Genomic DNA, 17104 nt, shown 5'->3' with positions numbered 1-17104 from the left:
CTCAGGACGTGGAGGCCGCCAGGGCGGGCGATTCCTTCGACAGCGTGAGGCTGATGATGACCGACTTGGAGGTCGGCGTGCGGCTCTTCTCCGCGTAGCTGTCGAGTGGCACCAGCACGTTGGTCTCGGGGAAGTAGGTGGCCGCGCACCGCCGGGGAATGTCGTACGGCACCACCACGAACCGGTGCGCCACACGCTGCTGGCCCTCGAAGTGGCTGGTGAGGTCCACCACCTGCCCGGCCTCCACGCCCAGTTCCTTCAGGTCCTCGGCGTTGAGCAGCACCACGCGCCGCCCGTTCCGGATGCCCCGGTAGCGGTCGTCCAATCCGTACACCGTCGTGTTGTATTGGTCGTGCGTGCGGATGGTCATCATCAGCAGTTGCCCTGGCGCCAGCTTCAACCGGGACATCTCGTGCACCGTGAAGTGCCCCTTCCCACTCTGCGTGGTGAAGCGGCCCTCGCGCGGCCCGTTGGGCAGGGAGAAACCTCCCGGCTCGCGCACCCGGCGGTTGAAGTCCTCGAAGCCGGGAATCACCCTCGCGATGAGGTCGCGCACCCGGTCGTAGTCCTCCACCAGCCACTCCCATTTCACCTGGCTGCGCGCGCCGAGCACCGCCTGCGCCAGTCTCGCCACCAGCGCCGGCTCGCTGAGCAGGTGCTCCGAGGCCGGGGGCAGCGCGCCTCGCGAGGTGTGCACCACGCCCATCGAGTTCTCCACCGTGACGAATTGCGGCCCGCCCGCCTGCACGTCGCGCTCGGTGCGGCCGAGGCACGGCAGGATGAGCGCCCGCTTCCCCGTCACGAGGTGCGCCCGGTTCAGCTTGGTGGACACGTGCACGGTGAGCCGCGTGCGGCGCAGGGCCTCGGCGGTGCGCTCGGTGTCCGGCGTCGCCGACAGGAAGTTGCCTCCCAGGGCGAAGAAGACCTTCACCCGGCCCTCGTGCATCGCCTGGATGGCCGCCACCGTGTCGAGCCCGTGGTGGCGCGGCGGCTCGAAGCCGAGCTCGCGTGACAGCGCATCGAGGAACGCCGGACGGGGACGCTCCCAGATGCCCATCGTCCGGTCACCCTGCACGTTGCTGTGGCCTCGCACCGGGCACACGCCCGCGCCCGGCTTGCCGATGCTCCCGCGCAGCAGCGTCAGGTTGACGATCTCCTGGATGTTGCCCACCGCGTTGCGGTGCTGCGTCAGCCCCATCGCCCAGCACCAGATGATGCGGTCGGTGCCCGCCAGCCACTCCGCGGCGGTTTCAAGCTGCTCGCGCGGCACGCCGCTCTGCTCCACCACGTCCTGCCAGGACACGGTGCCGAGGTGCGCCGCGTAGGCCTCGAAGCCGAGCGTCCGGCCCTCCACGAAGTCCCGCGCCACCACCGTGCCCGGCTGCTTCGCCTCGCGCTCGAGCAGCGCCTTGCCGAGTCCCTGCAACAGCGCCACGTCCCCGTTGATGCGCACCTGGAGGAACAGGTCCGCCAGGGGCGTGCCCGAGCCGAGCACGCCTCGCACCGCCTGCGGGTGCTTGAAGCGCTGAAGGCCCGGCTCCGGCAGCGGGTTGATGCTGACGATGCGGCAGCCCTGGCGCTTCGCGGCCTCGAGCGCCGTGAGCATGCGCGGGTGGTTGGTGCCCGGGTTCTGCCCGATGACGACGATGACCTGGGCCTTCTCGAAGTCCTCCAGCGTCACCGTGCCCTTGCCGATGCCGATGGTCTCCAGGAGCGCCGTGCCGCTCGACTCGTGGCACATGTTCGAGCAGTCGGGCAGGTTGTTGGTGCCGAACTGCCGCACGAGGAGCTGGTAGAGGAAGGCCGCCTCGTTGCTCGTGCGGCCCGAGGTGTAGAAGCACGCCTCGTCCGGTGAGCCGAGCGCGTTGAGCTCCTCGGCGATGAGCGAGAAGGCCTCGTCCCAGGAGAGGGGCGCGTAGTGCGTGGCGCCCTCGCGCAGCACCATGGGGTGCGTGAGCCGGCCCTGCTTGCCCAGCCAGTGGTCCGTCTGCGCGGCGAGGTCCACCAGGCTCCACTGCTGGAAGAAGTCCGGCGTTACCCTCGCCGTGGTGGCCTCCTCCGCGACGGCCTTCGCGCCGTTCTCGCAGAACTCGAAGGCCGTGCGGTGCTTCGCGTCCGGCCACGCGCAGCCAGGGCAGTCGAAGCCGTGCGTCTGGTTCACCTTCAGCAGGGTTTGGGTGCCTCGCACCGGTCCCATCTCGCTCCAGGCGTGCTTCATCGCGGACACCACCGCCGGTACGCCTCCCGCGGACGTCGCCGGAGCGCCGATGCGCAGGGGCTCGGGCGTGGTGGGGGGCTGGGCGCTCGGGAGCGTCTCGGGCCGGTTGGGGGCGCCCGTGTTGGACTCCGCCGCCGCCTGCTCCTGCCGCTTCGCTTCCGCCATGGCTTCCTCCTGCTGGCCCGGGCGCGGAGGGGACCGCGGCCGCCGGGGCGGGCAGTGTATCTCTCGCGGCGGTGCGGATGTACGCGAGTCATGTGCTGGAGTGGAGTAGGAGGGCACGATCTGGATGCTCGCTGCCCTGCCCCTCGACCAGACATGAAGAAGACGCTCTTGCTGTCACGCGTGGCCCTGGCGCTGTGCCTGGTCCTGCCCGCCTCATGCATCACGTCTCGGGAAGTCTCCGTGGATGAGGTGCACCCGCAGCTGGCGCCGAAAACGGTGCGGGTGCGCGAATTGCCCCGAGACGCGCTGCAACTCGTCTTCGCGCCCGTGGCCCACGACCCGCTTTTGGAGCAACTGGGAGTCGAGGAGGCGCGGGCGGTGCTCGCGGCCTTTGATGCGGCCTTCCCGCGAGAGGAGGGGCGTGGATTCCGGCTCGTGCGGGCGCTGGCGGAAAGGGGAGGCTCGGGGGTGGGCGGACCAGCGGCGTGGGAGCAACGGCTACGGGAGGAGTTCGTGGCCCGCTATGGCGCGCCGGGGTTTCCCCTGCCGCAATCCCTGGAGACGAGCCCCGTCTTCCTGGCGCTGAAGCTCTCCCCTCGCTACATGGGCGCGGGAGTGCGGGATGCGGCCCGGGAGCTGTTCAGCTCCCCCCTGTTCCTGTCGAGCGTGGCGCTGTCGGTGCTGGTGTACTTCGCGGCGTGGGTGGCGCCGGAGCCCCTGTTCACCAAGGCCTTCGTGGCGGCGTTGACGCTGAGGCTGTCGCTGCTGGTGGGGGCGATGGAGCTCGGCCAGTTCGCGCGGGTCTGCGTGAGGCTGTACCAGGAAGCACAGGCGGCGAGGACGGTGGCGGAGTTGGAGGCCGCGGCGGAGCACTTCGGCAGGGCGATGGGCGGCACGGGGCTGCGGGTGTTGATGTTCGTGGCCAGCATGGGAGTGGCCAAGGCACTGCCCGAGGTCCCGAAGGGAGGGCTCGGGGCGTTGCTGCGCGCGCCCCGATACTCGTTGCCCGGAGGCCTGACGATGGAGGGGACGGCGACGGTGCAGATGGTGGCCGATGGCAGCATCGTCGTGACGGGCGTGGCGGCGGGGACGGCGGCGGCCACGGTGGGCGGCGCCTGCGCCGATGGCTCCGAGAGCAAGGACGGCTACCACTGGCACCACCTCGCCACGAACAAGAACGAGGTCTCAACTGCTCAGGGTGGTCCCTGGACGCCCTTGTTCAAGGAACTCTTCGACAAAGCGGGGATGGGTCTGGATGCAGCCGAGAATCTTGTCTACCTCAAGGCACACCAAGGCCCTCACCCAGAAGAGTACCACCGGGAAGTCCACCAACGGCTCCAGCGAGCGCTCGGCCGATGCCGGACCCCTGCGGATTGCAGGAGCAGACTGTTGGAGGCGCTCAAGGAACTTGCTGACGAGGCCTGCACAAATGGCTCTCTGCTCCATCGGCTGTTGACCAGGTCTCGAGATTGAATCAAGAGCGCAAGCGATGACCGGTTATTTCGAGCTTTGCAGCAACATGCGCATCCCAGGACGGTGGGTGCTGAAGAGTCCCGTCGACGAGCATGGCGAGGAGGTGGACCCCTGGCAATTCACCGAGAGCCGTGTTCTTGATGTGCAGTCGGGACTCCGGCTCCCCATGGCTCTTCCCGGTCGTGAGCTCGACTTCAGCCTCACGGGATTGGGTGTCGTGGTCGTGCATGGACGTGTCGTCCAGCTCTTCGAGCGTATGGGTATCCAGGAGGTCCAATTCCTTCCAGCCCAGGTGGAGGGACACTCCGGGCCTTATTTCATCCTCAATACCCTGCGCGTCATTCGCTGTATCGATGACGCTCGCTGTGAAGAGGCGAGGTATTGGAAGCCCGAAAACGGGCAACCGGAGAAGGTGGGCGAGTACCGGGTCGTTTCGGGCATGCGCATCGACCCGGCCCAGGTGGGTGATGCCCGCATCTTCCGTCCCTGGGGTTGGCCTGTGGCCCTCATCGTCTCCGAGGATCTCAAGCAGGCCATGGAGGCGGAGGGCATCACCGGCACGCGGTTCATCGAGGTGTAGGCTGAGGTATTTGGATTTATGTCCGTGGGAGAGGACATGAAGAGGACGCTCTTGCTGTTACGCGTGGCCCTGGCGTTGTGCATGGTCCTGCCCGCCTCGTGCATCACGCCCCGGGAGGCTTCCGTGGAGGAGGTCCGCCCGCGGATGCAGCCGAAGACGGTGAAGGTACGCGAGTTGTCCGGAGACGCGCTGCGGCTCGTCTTCGAGCCAGTGGCGCCTGACCCGGCCTTGGAGCAGCTGAGGGTCGAGGAGGCGCGGGCCGTACTCGCGGCCTTTGATGCGGCCTTCCCGCGAGAGGAGGGGCGTGGAGTCCGGCTCGTGCGGGCGCTGGCGGAAACGGGGGGCTCAGGGGAGGGCGGACCAGCGGAGTGGGAGCAGCGGCTAAGGGAGGAGTTCGTGGCCCGCTATGGCGCGCCGGGGTTTCCCCTGCCGCAATCCCTGGAGACGAGCCCCGTCTTCCTGGCACTGAAGCTCTCGCCTCGCTACATGGGCGCGGGAGTGCGGGACGCGGCCCGGGAGCTGTTCAGCTCTCCCCTGTTCCTGTCGAGCGTGGCGCTGTCGGTGCTGGTGTACTTCGCGGCGTGGGTGGCGCCGGAGCCCCTGTTCACCAAGGCTTTCGTGGCGGCGTTGACGCTGAGGCTGTCGCTGCTGGTGGGAGCGATGGAGCTCGGCCAGTTCGCGCGGGTCTGCGTGAGGCTGTACCAGGAAGCACAGGCGGCGAGTACGGTGGCGGAGTTGGAGGCCTCGGCGGAGCACTTCGGCAGGGCGATGGGCGGCACGGGGCTGCGGGTGTTGATGTTCGTGGCCAGCATGGGAGTGGCCAGGGGACTACCCCAGGTGCCCAAGGGCGGGCTCGGGGTGCTGCTGCGTGCACCGCGGTACGCGTTGCCCGGAGGCATGACGATGGAGGGGACGGCGACGGTGCACATGGTGGCCGATGGCAGCATCGTCGTGACGGGCGTGGCGGCGGGGACGGCGGCGGCCACGGTGGGCGGCGCCTGCGCCGATGGGTCCGAGAGCAAGGACGGCTACCACTGGCATCACCTCGCCACGAACAAGAACGAGATCTCAACTGCCCAGGGTGGGCCCTGGACGCCCTTGTTCGAGAGAATCTTCGCGAAGGCGGGGATGAGCCTGGACGCAGCGGAGAACCTCGTCTACCTCGCGGGACACAAAGGTCCTCATCCCGAGGAGTACCACTCGGAGGTGTACCAGCTGCTCGACACCGCCCTCGGGGACTGCCGGTCCGTTGCACAATGCAAAAGCAAGCTGGTGCGAGTACTCAAGAAGATGGCGGATGAGGTGTGCACTCCCGGGTCCTCGCTCCACCAATTGGTGACGAAGACGCGGGAGTGAGGATGAATCGCATGGCTCACTATTTCGAATTGATGGACGACAGGCGGCCCCAGCCCCGGTGGCATTTGGGATGCCCCCTGGATGAGCAAGGACAGGAAATCGACCCCTGGCAGTTCAAGCATGGGAAATGGCTCGAGCTGGGCTGCGTACCGCGATTCCCGCTCGATGTGCCCGGACACTCGCTGGACTATTGCTGGGCCGCCTTCGCCATCCCTGTCGTCCACGAGCGAGTCGTCCGACTCTTTGAGCGGTTGGGTGTTCGGGATGTGCAGTTCATTCCCGTCCAGGTCGATGGGCATCCAGGGCCTTACTTCATCCTCAACGCGCTGCGCATCATTCGGTGTATCGACGATGCCAGGAGCAGGCGGGTGGAGTATTGGGCGCCCGAGGACGAGCAGCCAGAGAAGCTGGGGCAGTACCGGGTCGTTTCCGGCATGCGCATCGACCCGACCCAGGTGGGTGATGCCCGTGTCTTCCGCCCGTGGGGGTGGAGAGTGGCCCTCATCATCTCCGAGGACCTCAAGCAGGCCATGGAGTCCGAAGGCATCACCGGCACGCGCTTCATCGAGGTGTGACGTTCGCGGTGGTGTCCAGCTCGCGAGGCGAGCTAATCTCCGAGGTCACATGGCGCGGCCAACCTTTGGAATCAGGTCGCGCGTGGCCCTGGAGGGTGGATGGAACTGCAGCCCCTGCACCGTTGGGACCTGACACCGAAGCAGGCGGTGGCGCTGCAGCGTGAGCTGCGCGAGCGTCTGGTGCCGCACCCTCCGCCAGGGCTGAAGGTGGAGCGGGTGGCGGGCGCGGACATCTCCATGAGCCGCGGGGACGTCAGGGCCTATGGTGGCATCGTCGTGCTGGACGTGGCCACGCTGGCCCCCGTGGACCGGGCGAGCTCCGCCGTGCGGCTGACCTTCCCCTATGTGCCGGGGCTGCTGTCCTTCCGCGAGCTGCCCGTGCTGTCCGAGGCGTGGACCCGGCTCGACGTGCGGCCGGACGTGCTCGTCTTCGACGGCCAGGGGACGGCGCACCCGCGGCGCTTCGGGCTCGCGTGTCACGGAGGGCTGCTGTTCGGCGTGCCCTCCATCGGGTGCGCCAAGTCGCTGCTCGTGGGCCGCCACGGGCCGCTGGGTGAGGAGCGCGGCTCGGTGGCGGACATCCTCCACGATGGCGAGGTGGTGGGCCGCGCCGTGCGCACCCGCAGCAACGTGCTCCCCGTCTACGTCTCGCCCGGCCACCTGATGGACCTGCCCACCGCCGTGGACCTCGTCCTGCGCATGACCTCCCGCTACCGCGAGCCCGAGACGACCCGGCACGCGCACCGCCTCGTGAACGAGGTGCGCCGCGCGGCCCAGGGCGCGTAGCGGGCTCGCCGCTCAGTGCAGCAGGGCCTCGACGTGCGGCTCGCTCAACATCGCGCGCACCTGCTGGTCGAGGATGGCGTTGAACCGGTCCGGCTCCTCGAAGGGCGGCGAGTGGCCCGAATGCTCGAACCACAGGAGCGTCTTGCGCGGCGCCTCCAGCTTCTCGAAGTAGCGCGCCGCTATCTCCGACGGCGTCACGTAGTCCTCGCGCCCGAGCAGGAACCACACGGGCACCTCCAGCCGAGGCACCTGCGCCTCCAGGTTCAACCCGGCCAGCTGCGGGTACACCCGGGAGAACGTGTCCCGCTGCCCGAGGAACATGTGCGCCTTGTCACGCAGCGAGTACTCGGGGGCCTTGAGGACGGAAGCGAGCATCTCGGGGACGATGCTCCGGCGGCCCGCGTGGCGGCTGGCGAGCGTTACCAATGCCATGTACCGCCGCGCCAGGTCCGGGCCCGTGTAGGGCGGCGGGCCGATGCGCGCCAGCTTCGCGAGCGCCTGGTTGTCATTGAAGCGCAGCGCCAGCTCGTAGGCACGCAGGTGGCTGAGGGTGTCGTTCTCCAGGAAGTTCACCTGCTGGCCCGTGCCGACATAGGCGTGGATGCGCTCGGGGCGGCGCTGTGCCAGCAGCACGCCGAGGATGCTGCCCCACGAGTGGCCCACGACGAACACCTTCTCCTGGGCGAAGCGGCTGGTGAGCAGCTCGAGCAGGTCGCTCGCGTCGGAGACGAATTGCTCCACCGAGAGGCTGTCCCTGTCTTTCACGGCGGCGTAGGACCTGGCGGCGCCGCGCTGGTCCCACTGCACCACGAGGAAGTGGTCCTCCAGCGGCGCGTTGAAGTGCCGCACCCACGCCAGCTCCGAGGCGCCCGGCCCTCCCGAGAGGTAGAGCAGCAACGGGTTGTGGATGCTCCGCCCGCGCATCAGCACCCACTGGTCCACGCCCCCGAGCCGCACCTGCTCCAGCGAGGCGATGCCGTCGGCGACGGGCCGGCCCCACTCATCCCGGATGGGCGGTGTGGACCCCTGTCTGCTCCACAGGCGTGCACCCAGGGCCACGAGCGGAATCCCCACTCCCGCGCCAGCGAGGATGCGTCGGGTCGAACGTTCCATGGCACTCCTCCTCGCCACGAAACCTAGTCACGGGGCGGCCCGGCCTGATTCTCCCGCTCGCTCGCACCTCGGGAAGGCGTGCGCTCAGGACAGCGCGCCGAGCACGAGCAGCGCGAGCAGGCTCACCAGGCTCTCTCCCGCGATGAGCCCCGAGGCCAGGGGCACCGTGGCGGCCTCGGCGAGCGCCGGCTTCGCGCGGGCCAGGAGCGCCGCGGCCACCGCGCCGAGGAAGATGGACAGGGAGATGGAGGCGGGCAGCGCGAAGGCGAGCCCCAGGGCGATGGGCGAGGGGACGAAGCGCCGCACCGGCTCGGGGGCGAAGCGCTCCAGGAGCACGAGCCCCACGCCCAGCAGCGCGCCCCCCAGCACGCCCCAGCGCGCCGCCGCCGGCAGATGGCCCACGCCCCCGGAGAGCACGCGCGCCACCCCGGCCACGAAGAAGCCCGCGGGCGCGGGGAAACGGTCCTCGGTGATGGCCGAGGCATCCGGCACGAGCAGGTAGAAGACGGGCACGATGAGGAGCGAGCCCACGACGCAGCCCCACAGCTGCGCGAGGAACGTCTGCCGGGGCCGCACGCCGAGCAGGTGTCCCGCCTTCACGTCGGTGAGCAGGTCCGCGCTGGAGGAGGCGATGTTGCCGGAGAGGCTCGAGGCCATGGCGTTAGCCAGCGTGTTGCCCGGCATGAGCACGCCGAAGAAGAGCTGCGCCACCTGCCCCAGGGGACCCGTGGGCGTCATGTCCGTCTCGCCCGTGGCCCGGCACGCCACCGCCGCGAGCGCGAAGGACAGCAGCACGCCCAGCAGCCCGAGCGGGAACGGAATGCCGAAGGCCACCGCGCCCACCGTCACCAATCCCAGCGACAGCAGCACCACCCCGGTGAGGAACCACGAGCGCGGCACGTCCGCCGCATCGGGCACCTCGTCCGGCGTCCGCCCCGGGCCGAGCAGCAGGCCGAAGGTGCGCCGCAGCAGCCCGCGCTGGAGCAGGAGGTGGGTGAAGGAGGCGCTCGTCACCAGCGCGGCCCCGGGCCACATGCTCCACTCGAGGATGCCGAAGAAGCCCGTCTGGGGGAGCATCCCGTGCGCGTGCAGCCAGGGGGCGAGCCCCCCGAAGCACACGAGCGCGCCGAGCAGCATCGACACTCCGACGCGCAGCCCCACGAGGGCCCCGGTGCCCAGCGGCATCAGCGTCAAATCCAGGGAGAAGGACAGCTCCGCGAGCGGCACGCCGAGCAGCGTCCCCGGTAGCGCGAGCGTGGCGGGGAGGAACTGGAGCCCATCGCGCGCGAACGACAGCACGCCCGCGACGAGCGCGCCCACCCCCAGCGCCCGAGCGCCTCTGCGGCCCGCGTCGTCGCCGGCATGGAAGGAGCGCGCCACCGAGGCCGCGGCCATGCCCGAGGGAAAGGGCAGGGGCTCGCGGCGGATGAAGGCCCGCTGCATGGGCAGGGCGAGCACCACGCCGAGCGCCGAGCCCAGCAGCGTCCACAGCAGCAGGGCCCAGGCGGGAGGGTGGTGGCCGGCGAGCAGCAGGTAGCCCACGCTCGCGGTGACGATGGTGCCGCCGGTGGAGTAGCCTGCGGAGGAGGCGGCGGACTGCATGGCGCTCGTCTCCTGGAGGCTGAGCGCGGGCCCGAAGCGCGAGGGGCTCACCCTCATCAGCGCCCGCTGCGCGCCGAGCCCGACGACACACGCGATGAGGGCCGCGGGGAAGGCCAGGCCCGTCTTCAACCCCACGTAGAGGTTGGACAGGCACATGAGCGCGCCGATGAGTCCGCCGAGCCCGAGCGCGCGCACGGTGAGCGCCGGGGGCGGTGCTTCAGCCCGGGGGGCCTCCGTCCCCGTGGAGAGGGGTGTCGCCTCGGCCTCGTCTCTCGCTGCGCCCGCCCGCATGCGGCGAGGATACTCCGGCCGGGGCCTCGCTCCGATGGGGCTCCGCGAGCATCACTGAATCCACTCCGCTGCCGCTCCCCCAATGGCCAGCTCCCGCTCGCTCGCCCTGCTTCCGTGAAGGGCATCAGACGCCAGGCCGGGTGGGCCGCAGCGCCTCGAGCTCGGCGAGCACCGCCTTCAGCTCGGGCGTCTCCAGCGCCTTGTGCACCGAGGCGAAGAACTGTGAGAGGTCTCCCGCGCCCTGGTACTCGTAGATGGTGGCCTGCAGGCCCATCTCCAGCCGGTCCACCTGGCGCACGAGCCGCGCTTCGAAAGAGGTACCGTGCTCGTACTCCTCCCACAGCGCGAGGTATTCGGCACCGCGCGGCAGCTTGGCGAGGATGCGCTCCACGGCGTCGCGCTCGCGCTTCAGCTTCTCCTCGCGGCTCACCGGGTCATGAGGGGTGATGTCTCCGGCGTAGGCTTCGCCCAGGTCGTGCAGCAGCGCGATGCGCACCACCCTGGTGGCATCCGCCTCGGGGAAGTAGCTGTCGGCGAGGAAGAGGCACAGCAGCGCCACGCCGAACGAGTGTTCAGCGACGCTCTCACAGCGCTCGCGCGCGAGCCCCACGCGCAACCACCCCTGCCGGAAGAGCTGCTTGAGGTGGTTGAGCTCGAAGTACGCCTCGATGAGCGGCAGGGTGCGCCGGCCCTGGAGGAACGCGATGGGAGCCGCGGCCTTGGTGTGCATGCCCCCCAGGGTACTAGACCTTTTCCGGGCGCCGGACGTTGATGGGGGCATGCCGCTCGCCGCCGCGCTCCCCCGCGACCCGCGCTACTTCCAGATTGCCTTCCTCTCCTCCTTCCTCGTGGCCGGAGTGGGCTGGCTGGGCTTCGACGTCCCTGTCTGGCAGCCGCCACTCATCGTGCTCACCGCGTGCGCGACGCAGTGGGTCATGACGCGGCTGACGGGGGCACCCGCGGTGGGGTACCTCTCGCCGCTCATCACCTCGCTGGGACTGTCGCTGCTGCTGCGCACGGATGCCTTCTGGGTGGGGCCCTTCGCCGCCGCGGTGGCCATCTCCAGCAAGTTCGTCCTGCGCGTGCACGGCAAGCACCTCTTCAACCCCACCAACCTGGGCCTCGTGGCGGCCATGCTGCTCACCCCGCATGCGTGGTGCTCGCCCAGCCAGTGGGGACACAGCGCCGCGCTGCTCGGGTGGTTCGCGGCGTTCGGGCTCGCGGTGGCCCATCGCTCGTTCCGCTCGGACGTGAGCCTGGCGTTCATCGGCGCGTGGGTGCTGCTCAAGGCCGGCCGCATCTTCTACCTGGGCGCGCCCTGGGCGAGCCTCCAGCATCAGCTCTCCGCCGGCGGCCTCATCCTCTTCACCTTCTTCATGATTTCCGACCCGAAGACGACGCCGGACCACCGCTGGGGACGCGTGCTCTACGCCGCCTCCGTGGCTGGACTGGCCTTCTTCCTGCTGCACGGCCTGTGGTGGCAGAACGCCCTCATCTGGTCGCTCTGTCTGGTTTCACCCCTCACTCCCCTCATCGACCGCCTCCTGCCCTCCGGCCGCTTCGACTGGCCGGGCGGTGGGGCATTGGAAAGGAAAGACGCATGCGCTTCCGTCTCCTCGCAGCCGGCCTGACGGCTGGACTGGTGACCCTCGCCGCGCCCGCCGCCGAGGCCTTCTGTGGCTTCTACGTGGGCAAGGCCGACACGAGCCTCTTCAACGAGGCCTCGCAGGTGGTGATGGTGCGAGATGGCGAGCGCACCGTGCTCACCATGTCCAACGACTACAAGGGCGAGCTCACGGACTTCGCGCTGGTGGTGCCGGTGCCGACGGTGCTCAAGCGTGAGCAGCTCCACGTGGGCGAGCGCAAGTACGTCGAGCGGCTGGACGCCTACTCCGCGCCGCGGTTGGTGGAGTACTTCGACGAGGATCCGTGCACCCCGCCGAGGAGGGTGTACGAGAAGAGGGCGCCGGCGGCCCCCTCGGCCGCGGGAGCACCCATGGACATGGCCCGCAGCAAGAGCCTGGGCGTGACGGTGGAGGCGCAGTACACGGTGGGCGAGTACGACATCCTCATCCTGTCGGCGAAGGAGTCGGAGGGCCTGGAGACGTGGCTGCGCGAGAGCGGCTACAAGATTCCGCCGAAGGCCTCGAAGGCGCTGGCGCCCTACGTCAAGCAGGACATGAAGTTCTTCGTGGCCAAGGTGAACCTCAAGGAGCAGAAGGCCACGGGCTTCAAGTACCTGCGGCCGTTGCAGATGGCGTACGAGTCGAAGAAGTTCATGCTGCCCATCCGCCTGGGAATGGCGAACGCGACGGGGCCGCAGGATCTGGTCGTCTACGCGCTGACGCGGCAGGGGCGGGTGGAGTCGACGAACTACCGCACGGTGAAGGTGCCCAGCGACATGGACATCCCGGTGTTCGTGAAGGGCGAGTTCAACAAGTTCTACCCTGCGCTCTTCGAGAAGGCGCACGAGCGGGAGGAGAAGCGGGCGATCTTCACTGAGTATGTCTGGGACATGGGCTGGTGCGACCCGTGCGCGGCGGATCCCCTCAACCCCGAGGAGCTGCGCAACCTGGGCGTGTTCTGGCTGGACGAGCAGAACCCGAACGGCAGGGGAGGGGGCTCGCAGGTGGTGCTCACGCGCATGCACGCGCGCTACGACGGTGAGCACTTCCCGGAGGACCTGGTGTTCCAGGCGACGAACGATCGGCAGAACTTCCAGGCGCGCTACGTGTTGCGGCACGCCTTCAAGGGCGAGCTCAAGTGCGAGGCGGGCAAGCAGTACCTGACCAACCTGGACACGCGTCACCAGAAGGAGGCGGAGGCGCTGGCGAACCTGACGGGCTGGGACCTGGGCACCATCACCCAGAAGATGGGCGACGACGCCCCCGGCAAGAAGGCCGGGAAGGAGTCGGACTCCTGGTACAAGAAGCTGTGGAAGTAGCTCAGCGCAGCCCGTCCTCGCGCAACCGGGCTTGGAATGCGTCGCCTGCGTCCGAGCCCGGGACCGATTAGGCTGTGGCCCGCCATGTCTCCGAATCCGCCTTCGAAGCCCCGGGTGCAGCCTCCTCTCGACGTGTTGAGAGAGCGGGCGCGCGGCATGGAAGCGGGCCGGGCCGAGGTGGACGCGCTCCTGCTCGGGCTCTCCCAGCCCCTGCGGCCCCAGGAGACCGTCCGCGCGCGAGCGGATGTGCTGCACCTCATCATCAATGACCCGTGGCTGGGTGGTTTCACCGGGAGCGATGGGCGCCGGGTGGACGGGGCCGCGGCCCAGGCGTTGGTCGCGCTGGAGCCTTCCTTCGCGAGTGAGCTGTCCCCGGAGGGGAATGCGGCCCTCGAGCGGGCCGAGCTCGCCTCCCAGGGCTTCGTCAGCTACGACGATCCTCCGCCCGTGGTCCTCTCCAAGCGTCAGCACGTGGGGCAGGGGCTCGCCCTGATGTTGGGAGTGCTCGAACTGGGCCTCGTGCTGCTCGTGGGCAACGGGCTGCCGAAGTTGTTGTTGGGCCTCACCTTCGTCGCCCTCACGTCGTTCATGCCGGTGTTCGTGGCGACGTCCGAGCAGGGCATTCGCAACCGCGGGCTGCACTATGTCTGCCTGGTGTTGGCGGCACTCGGCAGCGTGCCCTGCCTGCTCGTGGCCGGTGCCCTCTTCTTGTTCAACGGGTACATCAACACGGAGCGGACCCTGCACTTCCTGCTTCCGCTGATGCCGACGTTGGTGCAGCTGGCGGTACCGTTCCTCCTGTACTCCCGGAACCCGGCGTCCGCGCCGCAGCGGGCACGGCGCTCCGAAGCCGGGTGAGGGGGCTACCGCGGCGCCTGCAGGTGCTCCACCGGCAGTCCCGCGCTCCGCCCCAGGTCCACATACGTGCGCATCATCAACCGGGTCTGCTCGCTCACCTTGGTGAAGTGGACCTTCAGGTACGTCTCCAGATCGACAGGAGCGAGTCCCGAGGCCAGCGGCAGCAGTAGCTTGAAGAACGCGGGGCGCAGCAGCCGCAGCACGGCGGAGGCGCTCCCCTGCGTGCGCCAGGCGGCAATCCGCACCGCCTCGCGCGAGGCCTGGGTCATTCGCTCCAGGGACTCGCGCTGGAGGAAGCGCTCGAAGCTCCAGCCCGCCGCTTCCAGGGCGTCCACGAAGACGGTCAGCACCGCGGTGGGAATCGCCGCGGCGCGTGCCACGTCCCCGGTCCGGGCCGCCGGATAGCGGCCGGCGCGCAGGGTCCCGACCACTTGCTCGAGGCGCTCGGGAGGACCGCTGAACAGGCCTCGGGACAGCGGCGGTATCCAGAACGCCGTGCCCGGCCGGGGGACGCGGTCTCCGGGCTTCAGCGGCGCGTGGAAGCTGAGGAAGGGAATCATGCCGGAGACGAGCCGCTCCTCCGGGAGCCATTGCAGCAGCCAGTCGCGGTCATCCAGCGCGGGCTGGAGCATGACCCAGGTGGCCTCTCCCGTGGCCCGGGCGAGCTCGCCCACCCAGCCTCCCGAGCGCAGCGCCGTCGACGAGACGCAAAGCCAGACCTGGTCCCAGCGCTGTCCGGCCACCTCCTCCATCGAGGTGTGTACGCCAAAGCCGGAGAACGCCGCCGGCTCGTACTCCTTCTCGAGGACGCCGAGCTCGTACAGGGTGTAGCCCCGCCGCGCCTCGTCCGCGTACTTCTCCTTCACGAAGAAGGCGAGCTCGCAGCCGGCCGCCTGGAGGTACTTCCCGAACACCTGGCCGACGGCTCCCGCACCCACCAGCAGCACTCTGGGCTTCAAGCTCATGGGCGGCGACCCTAGCCCAACCACAGCTCCTCGAAGCGCACCTGTGGCGGGGTCTGGTGCAGCCGCAGTCCCTGCACCCGGCCGGTCGCCGCCGCGTGCACGTGGGGATGGAAGAGCGGGATGAGGGGGCAGTCCTCGTGGGTGAGCTGCTCTGCCTGCCGGTAGAGGTGCTTGCGCCGCTCGGGGTCGATGGTGACGCGCGCCTCGGCGGTGAGCTTGTCGAACTCCTCGTTGCGGTAGCCCAGCACGTACAGCGTCTGGGCCTGGGAGCTCAGCAGGAAGTAGAGGAAGTTGTCCGGGTCCGGGTAGTCGGCCACCCAATGCAACCGGAAGATGGGGAGCCGTCCGGCACGCCGCCGCTCGGCGAAGTCCTCCGCGCTCAGCTGCTCGTGCTCGAGCCGCACCAGCCCCGCCTCCACCAGCGGCCGGAAGAGGATGGCGTCCTCGGCCGTCGTGTCACGGCCCACGGTCTGGTACAGCGTCACCGGTACCTGGTGCATCCCGGCCTCGCGCAGCAGGCGCTCGGCCAGCCCGAGGTCGAGCCGCGGCGGAGTCCGCGGGTTCTCCCCCGCCAGCAGCTCCGGCGGCGTCAGCGTGTGCGCGATGCGCGCTCCCTTGTGGAAGTGGTCCACCAGCGCCTGGACGTCCAGCCCCGCCCGGATGGCCTTGCGCACGCGCACGTCGTTGTAGGGCGCCTCGCGCACGTTGAAGCCCAGCACCGCCGTGGTCGGCGTGATGCCCGGCACCACCTGGAAGCCCTCCTGCTCGGGCTGCTCCACGTGCGTGGCGTGCAGGTACGAGACGAAGTCCACCGTCCCCTCGCGCAGCGCCTCGAGCGCCTTGTCACGCGAGCCCAGCAGGTGGAACTCGAGCCGGTCCAGCAGGGGTTGTCCCCTGCGCCAATAGGTGGGGTTGCGCTCGAGCACGATGCGCTCCGGGCCGAAGTCCACCAGCCGGAAGGGGCCCGTGCCCACCACCTGTCCGCGGGCGTCCACCCGCGCCACCGCCGCCGCGGATTGCGCCAGCAATTGCAGGAAGAAGGCCTTGGGCTCCTCCAGGTGCATCTCCACCGTCAGGTCGTTCAGCACCGTGATGCCCGTCACCTCGGCCGCCTGGCCCGCCATGAAGGCCTTGGCCCCGGCCACGTCCTCGAGCAGCCCACGCTCCGGCGACTTCTCCGCCGGGCTCAACAGCCGCTCGAAGTGGCGCTTCACGTCGCGCGCGGTGAGGGGCGTGCCGTCGTGGAAGGTGACGCCTGGGCGCAGGTAGAAGCGGTAGCGGCTGGCCGAGGGGTCCGCCTCCCAGCGCTCGGCGAGGTCCGGTGCCAGCACGCCGTCCTCCAACCGCAGCAGGTTGGAGAAGATGCAGCAGCTCATCTCCACGAGCTGGATCTCCACGCCGAAGAGGGGATCCATCTTGCCCACCGTGCTGAGCACCGCCGTCTGGTGGATGCCCGCGCGCAGCGTGCCGCCCGGGTGCGGGACCGGGAGCTGGAAGCGGAACACCTCGCCCTCCAGGCTCGCCGCCTCGTGCTCCAGCTGGTCCACCGTGCGGCTCAGCCCGTCACCGATGCGGATGACGCGCAGCGCGTCCTCGCGCACCCGCGTCACCTCCTCGCCGATGGCCGAGTCCCCGCGCATCAACACGCCATGCGCCGAGCGGATCTCCTCGATGGCGGTGCTCAGCCGTCCCACCGCGCCGGACAGGTCCCGGCCCGTGCGCGCCTGGCCCTCGGCCTTGAGCGAGGCCTCCTGCGCCAGCTTCGCCATCTGCTGCGTCTGGTGCACCAGCTCGCGGCCCTGTCCCGACTGCTCGATGGCGGCTCGCGTGACGTCGTCCACGCGCCGGGCCACCCGGCGGCTGGCATCCACCACCGTGCTGCCCTGGGCCTCCAGCCGCTGGGTCTCCGTCAGCGTGGCCTCCACCGCGGAGAAGGTGCGCTGGGTGATGGTGCGGATCTCCACCAGCGCCTCGGCGGCCCGGTCTCCGAGCAGCACGCCCGTACCGGCCTGCTCGCGGCCCTCCCTCACCAGCGATACCGTGGTGTCCACCTCGCGCCGGATGCCGCCCACCATGGTGGCGATTTCCCGCGTGGAGCGGGCGGTGCGCTCGGCGAGGTTGCGGATTTCGTCGGCCACCACGCCGAAGGGACGGCCCTGCTCACCGGCCTGCGCGGCG

The 17104-nt window shown here is 69.7% G+C and carries 14 protein-coding genes; 8 read left to right on the top strand and 6 right to left on the bottom strand.

What is annotated here, in order from left to right:
- Nucleotide 1: 1 nt before the first annotated feature.
- On the bottom strand, nucleotides 2-2383 hold the full coding sequence (locus ACJ8AN_RS38355) for an FdhF/YdeP family oxidoreductase (RefSeq protein WP_407760575.1): 2382 nt from the start codon (nucleotides 2381-2383) through the stop codon (nucleotides 2-4).
- A 153-nt stretch (nucleotides 2384-2536) separates the two neighbouring features.
- Here ACJ8AN_RS38355 and ACJ8AN_RS38350 point away from each other — a divergent pair, with 153 nt between their 5' ends.
- The 5 genes from ACJ8AN_RS38350 to ACJ8AN_RS38330 all read left to right on the top strand — a co-directional run bounded on the left by ACJ8AN_RS38350 (nucleotide 2537) and on the right by ACJ8AN_RS38330 (nucleotide 7153).
- Nucleotides 2537-3856, top strand: coding sequence for an AHH domain-containing protein (locus tag ACJ8AN_RS38350; protein ID WP_407760574.1), 1320 nt, complete (start codon nucleotides 2537-2539; stop codon nucleotides 3854-3856).
- 16 nt (nucleotides 3857-3872) lie between these two features.
- Nucleotides 3873-4436, top strand: a complete 564-nt coding sequence (locus ACJ8AN_RS38345; protein WP_407760573.1) for an imm11 family protein — start codon at nucleotides 3873-3875, stop codon at nucleotides 4434-4436.
- A 36-nt stretch (nucleotides 4437-4472) separates the two neighbouring features.
- Nucleotides 4473-5792 (top strand): AHH domain-containing protein, encoded by a 1320-nt coding sequence (locus ACJ8AN_RS38340; RefSeq protein ID WP_407760572.1) that lies wholly within the window; start codon nucleotides 4473-4475, stop codon nucleotides 5790-5792.
- Nucleotides 5793-5803: 11 nt separating this feature from the next.
- Entirely contained in the window at nucleotides 5804-6367 is a 564-nt protein-coding gene (locus tag ACJ8AN_RS38335; protein ID WP_407760571.1) for an imm11 family protein, read from the top strand.
- A 99-nt stretch (nucleotides 6368-6466) separates the two neighbouring features.
- On the top strand, nucleotides 6467-7153 hold the full coding sequence (locus ACJ8AN_RS38330) for an endonuclease V (RefSeq protein ID WP_407760570.1): 687 nt from the start codon (nucleotides 6467-6469) through the stop codon (nucleotides 7151-7153).
- 12 nt (nucleotides 7154-7165) lie between these two features.
- Here ACJ8AN_RS38330 and ACJ8AN_RS38325 read toward each other — a convergent pair whose 3' ends face one another.
- From ACJ8AN_RS38325 to ACJ8AN_RS38315, 3 genes are all read right to left on the bottom strand, one after another.
- Entirely contained in the window at nucleotides 7166-8266 is a 1101-nt protein-coding gene (locus ACJ8AN_RS38325; RefSeq protein WP_407760569.1) for an alpha/beta fold hydrolase, read from the bottom strand.
- An 84-nt stretch (nucleotides 8267-8350) separates the two neighbouring features.
- Entirely contained in the window at nucleotides 8351-10159 is a 1809-nt protein-coding gene (locus ACJ8AN_RS38320; protein WP_407760568.1) for an OPT/YSL family transporter, read from the bottom strand.
- 124 nt (nucleotides 10160-10283) lie between these two features.
- Nucleotides 10284-10889, bottom strand: coding sequence for an HD domain-containing protein (locus ACJ8AN_RS38315; protein ID WP_407760567.1), 606 nt, complete (start codon nucleotides 10887-10889; stop codon nucleotides 10284-10286).
- A 49-nt stretch (nucleotides 10890-10938) separates the two neighbouring features.
- Here ACJ8AN_RS38315 and ACJ8AN_RS38310 point away from each other — a divergent pair, with 49 nt between their 5' ends.
- From ACJ8AN_RS38310 to ACJ8AN_RS38300, 3 genes are all read left to right on the top strand, one after another.
- Nucleotides 10939-11790 (top strand): RnfABCDGE type electron transport complex subunit D, encoded by an 852-nt coding sequence (locus ACJ8AN_RS38310; protein ID WP_407760566.1) that lies wholly within the window; start codon nucleotides 10939-10941, stop codon nucleotides 11788-11790.
- On the top strand, nucleotides 11760-13103 hold the full coding sequence (locus ACJ8AN_RS38305) for a DUF2330 domain-containing protein (RefSeq protein WP_407760565.1): 1344 nt from the start codon (nucleotides 11760-11762) through the stop codon (nucleotides 13101-13103). Before ACJ8AN_RS38310 ends, ACJ8AN_RS38305 begins: the two co-directional genes overlap by 31 nt.
- 84 nt (nucleotides 13104-13187) lie before the next feature.
- Nucleotides 13188-13961 (top strand): hypothetical protein, encoded by a 774-nt coding sequence (locus ACJ8AN_RS38300; protein ID WP_407760564.1) that lies wholly within the window; start codon nucleotides 13188-13190, stop codon nucleotides 13959-13961.
- A 5-nt stretch (nucleotides 13962-13966) separates the two neighbouring features.
- On the opposite strand, the gene ACJ8AN_RS38295 is transcribed toward ACJ8AN_RS38300, so the two are convergent.
- Complete coding sequence (locus tag ACJ8AN_RS38295; protein WP_407760563.1) at nucleotides 13967-14926, bottom strand: ketopantoate reductase family protein; 960 nt, start codon at nucleotides 14924-14926, stop codon at nucleotides 13967-13969.
- An 11-nt stretch (nucleotides 14927-14937) separates the two neighbouring features.
- The coding region (locus tag ACJ8AN_RS38290; RefSeq protein WP_407760562.1) for an ABC transporter substrate-binding protein at nucleotides 14938-17104 on the bottom strand (2167 nt) is incomplete at its 5' end.

The organism is Archangium sp. (assembly GCF_045802675.1).
Classification (GTDB): domain Bacteria; phylum Myxococcota; class Myxococcia; order Myxococcales; family Myxococcaceae; genus Archangium.
The sequence above is the reverse complement of the archived record's forward strand: the minus strand, read 5'-3'. Positions and strand labels throughout refer to the sequence as shown.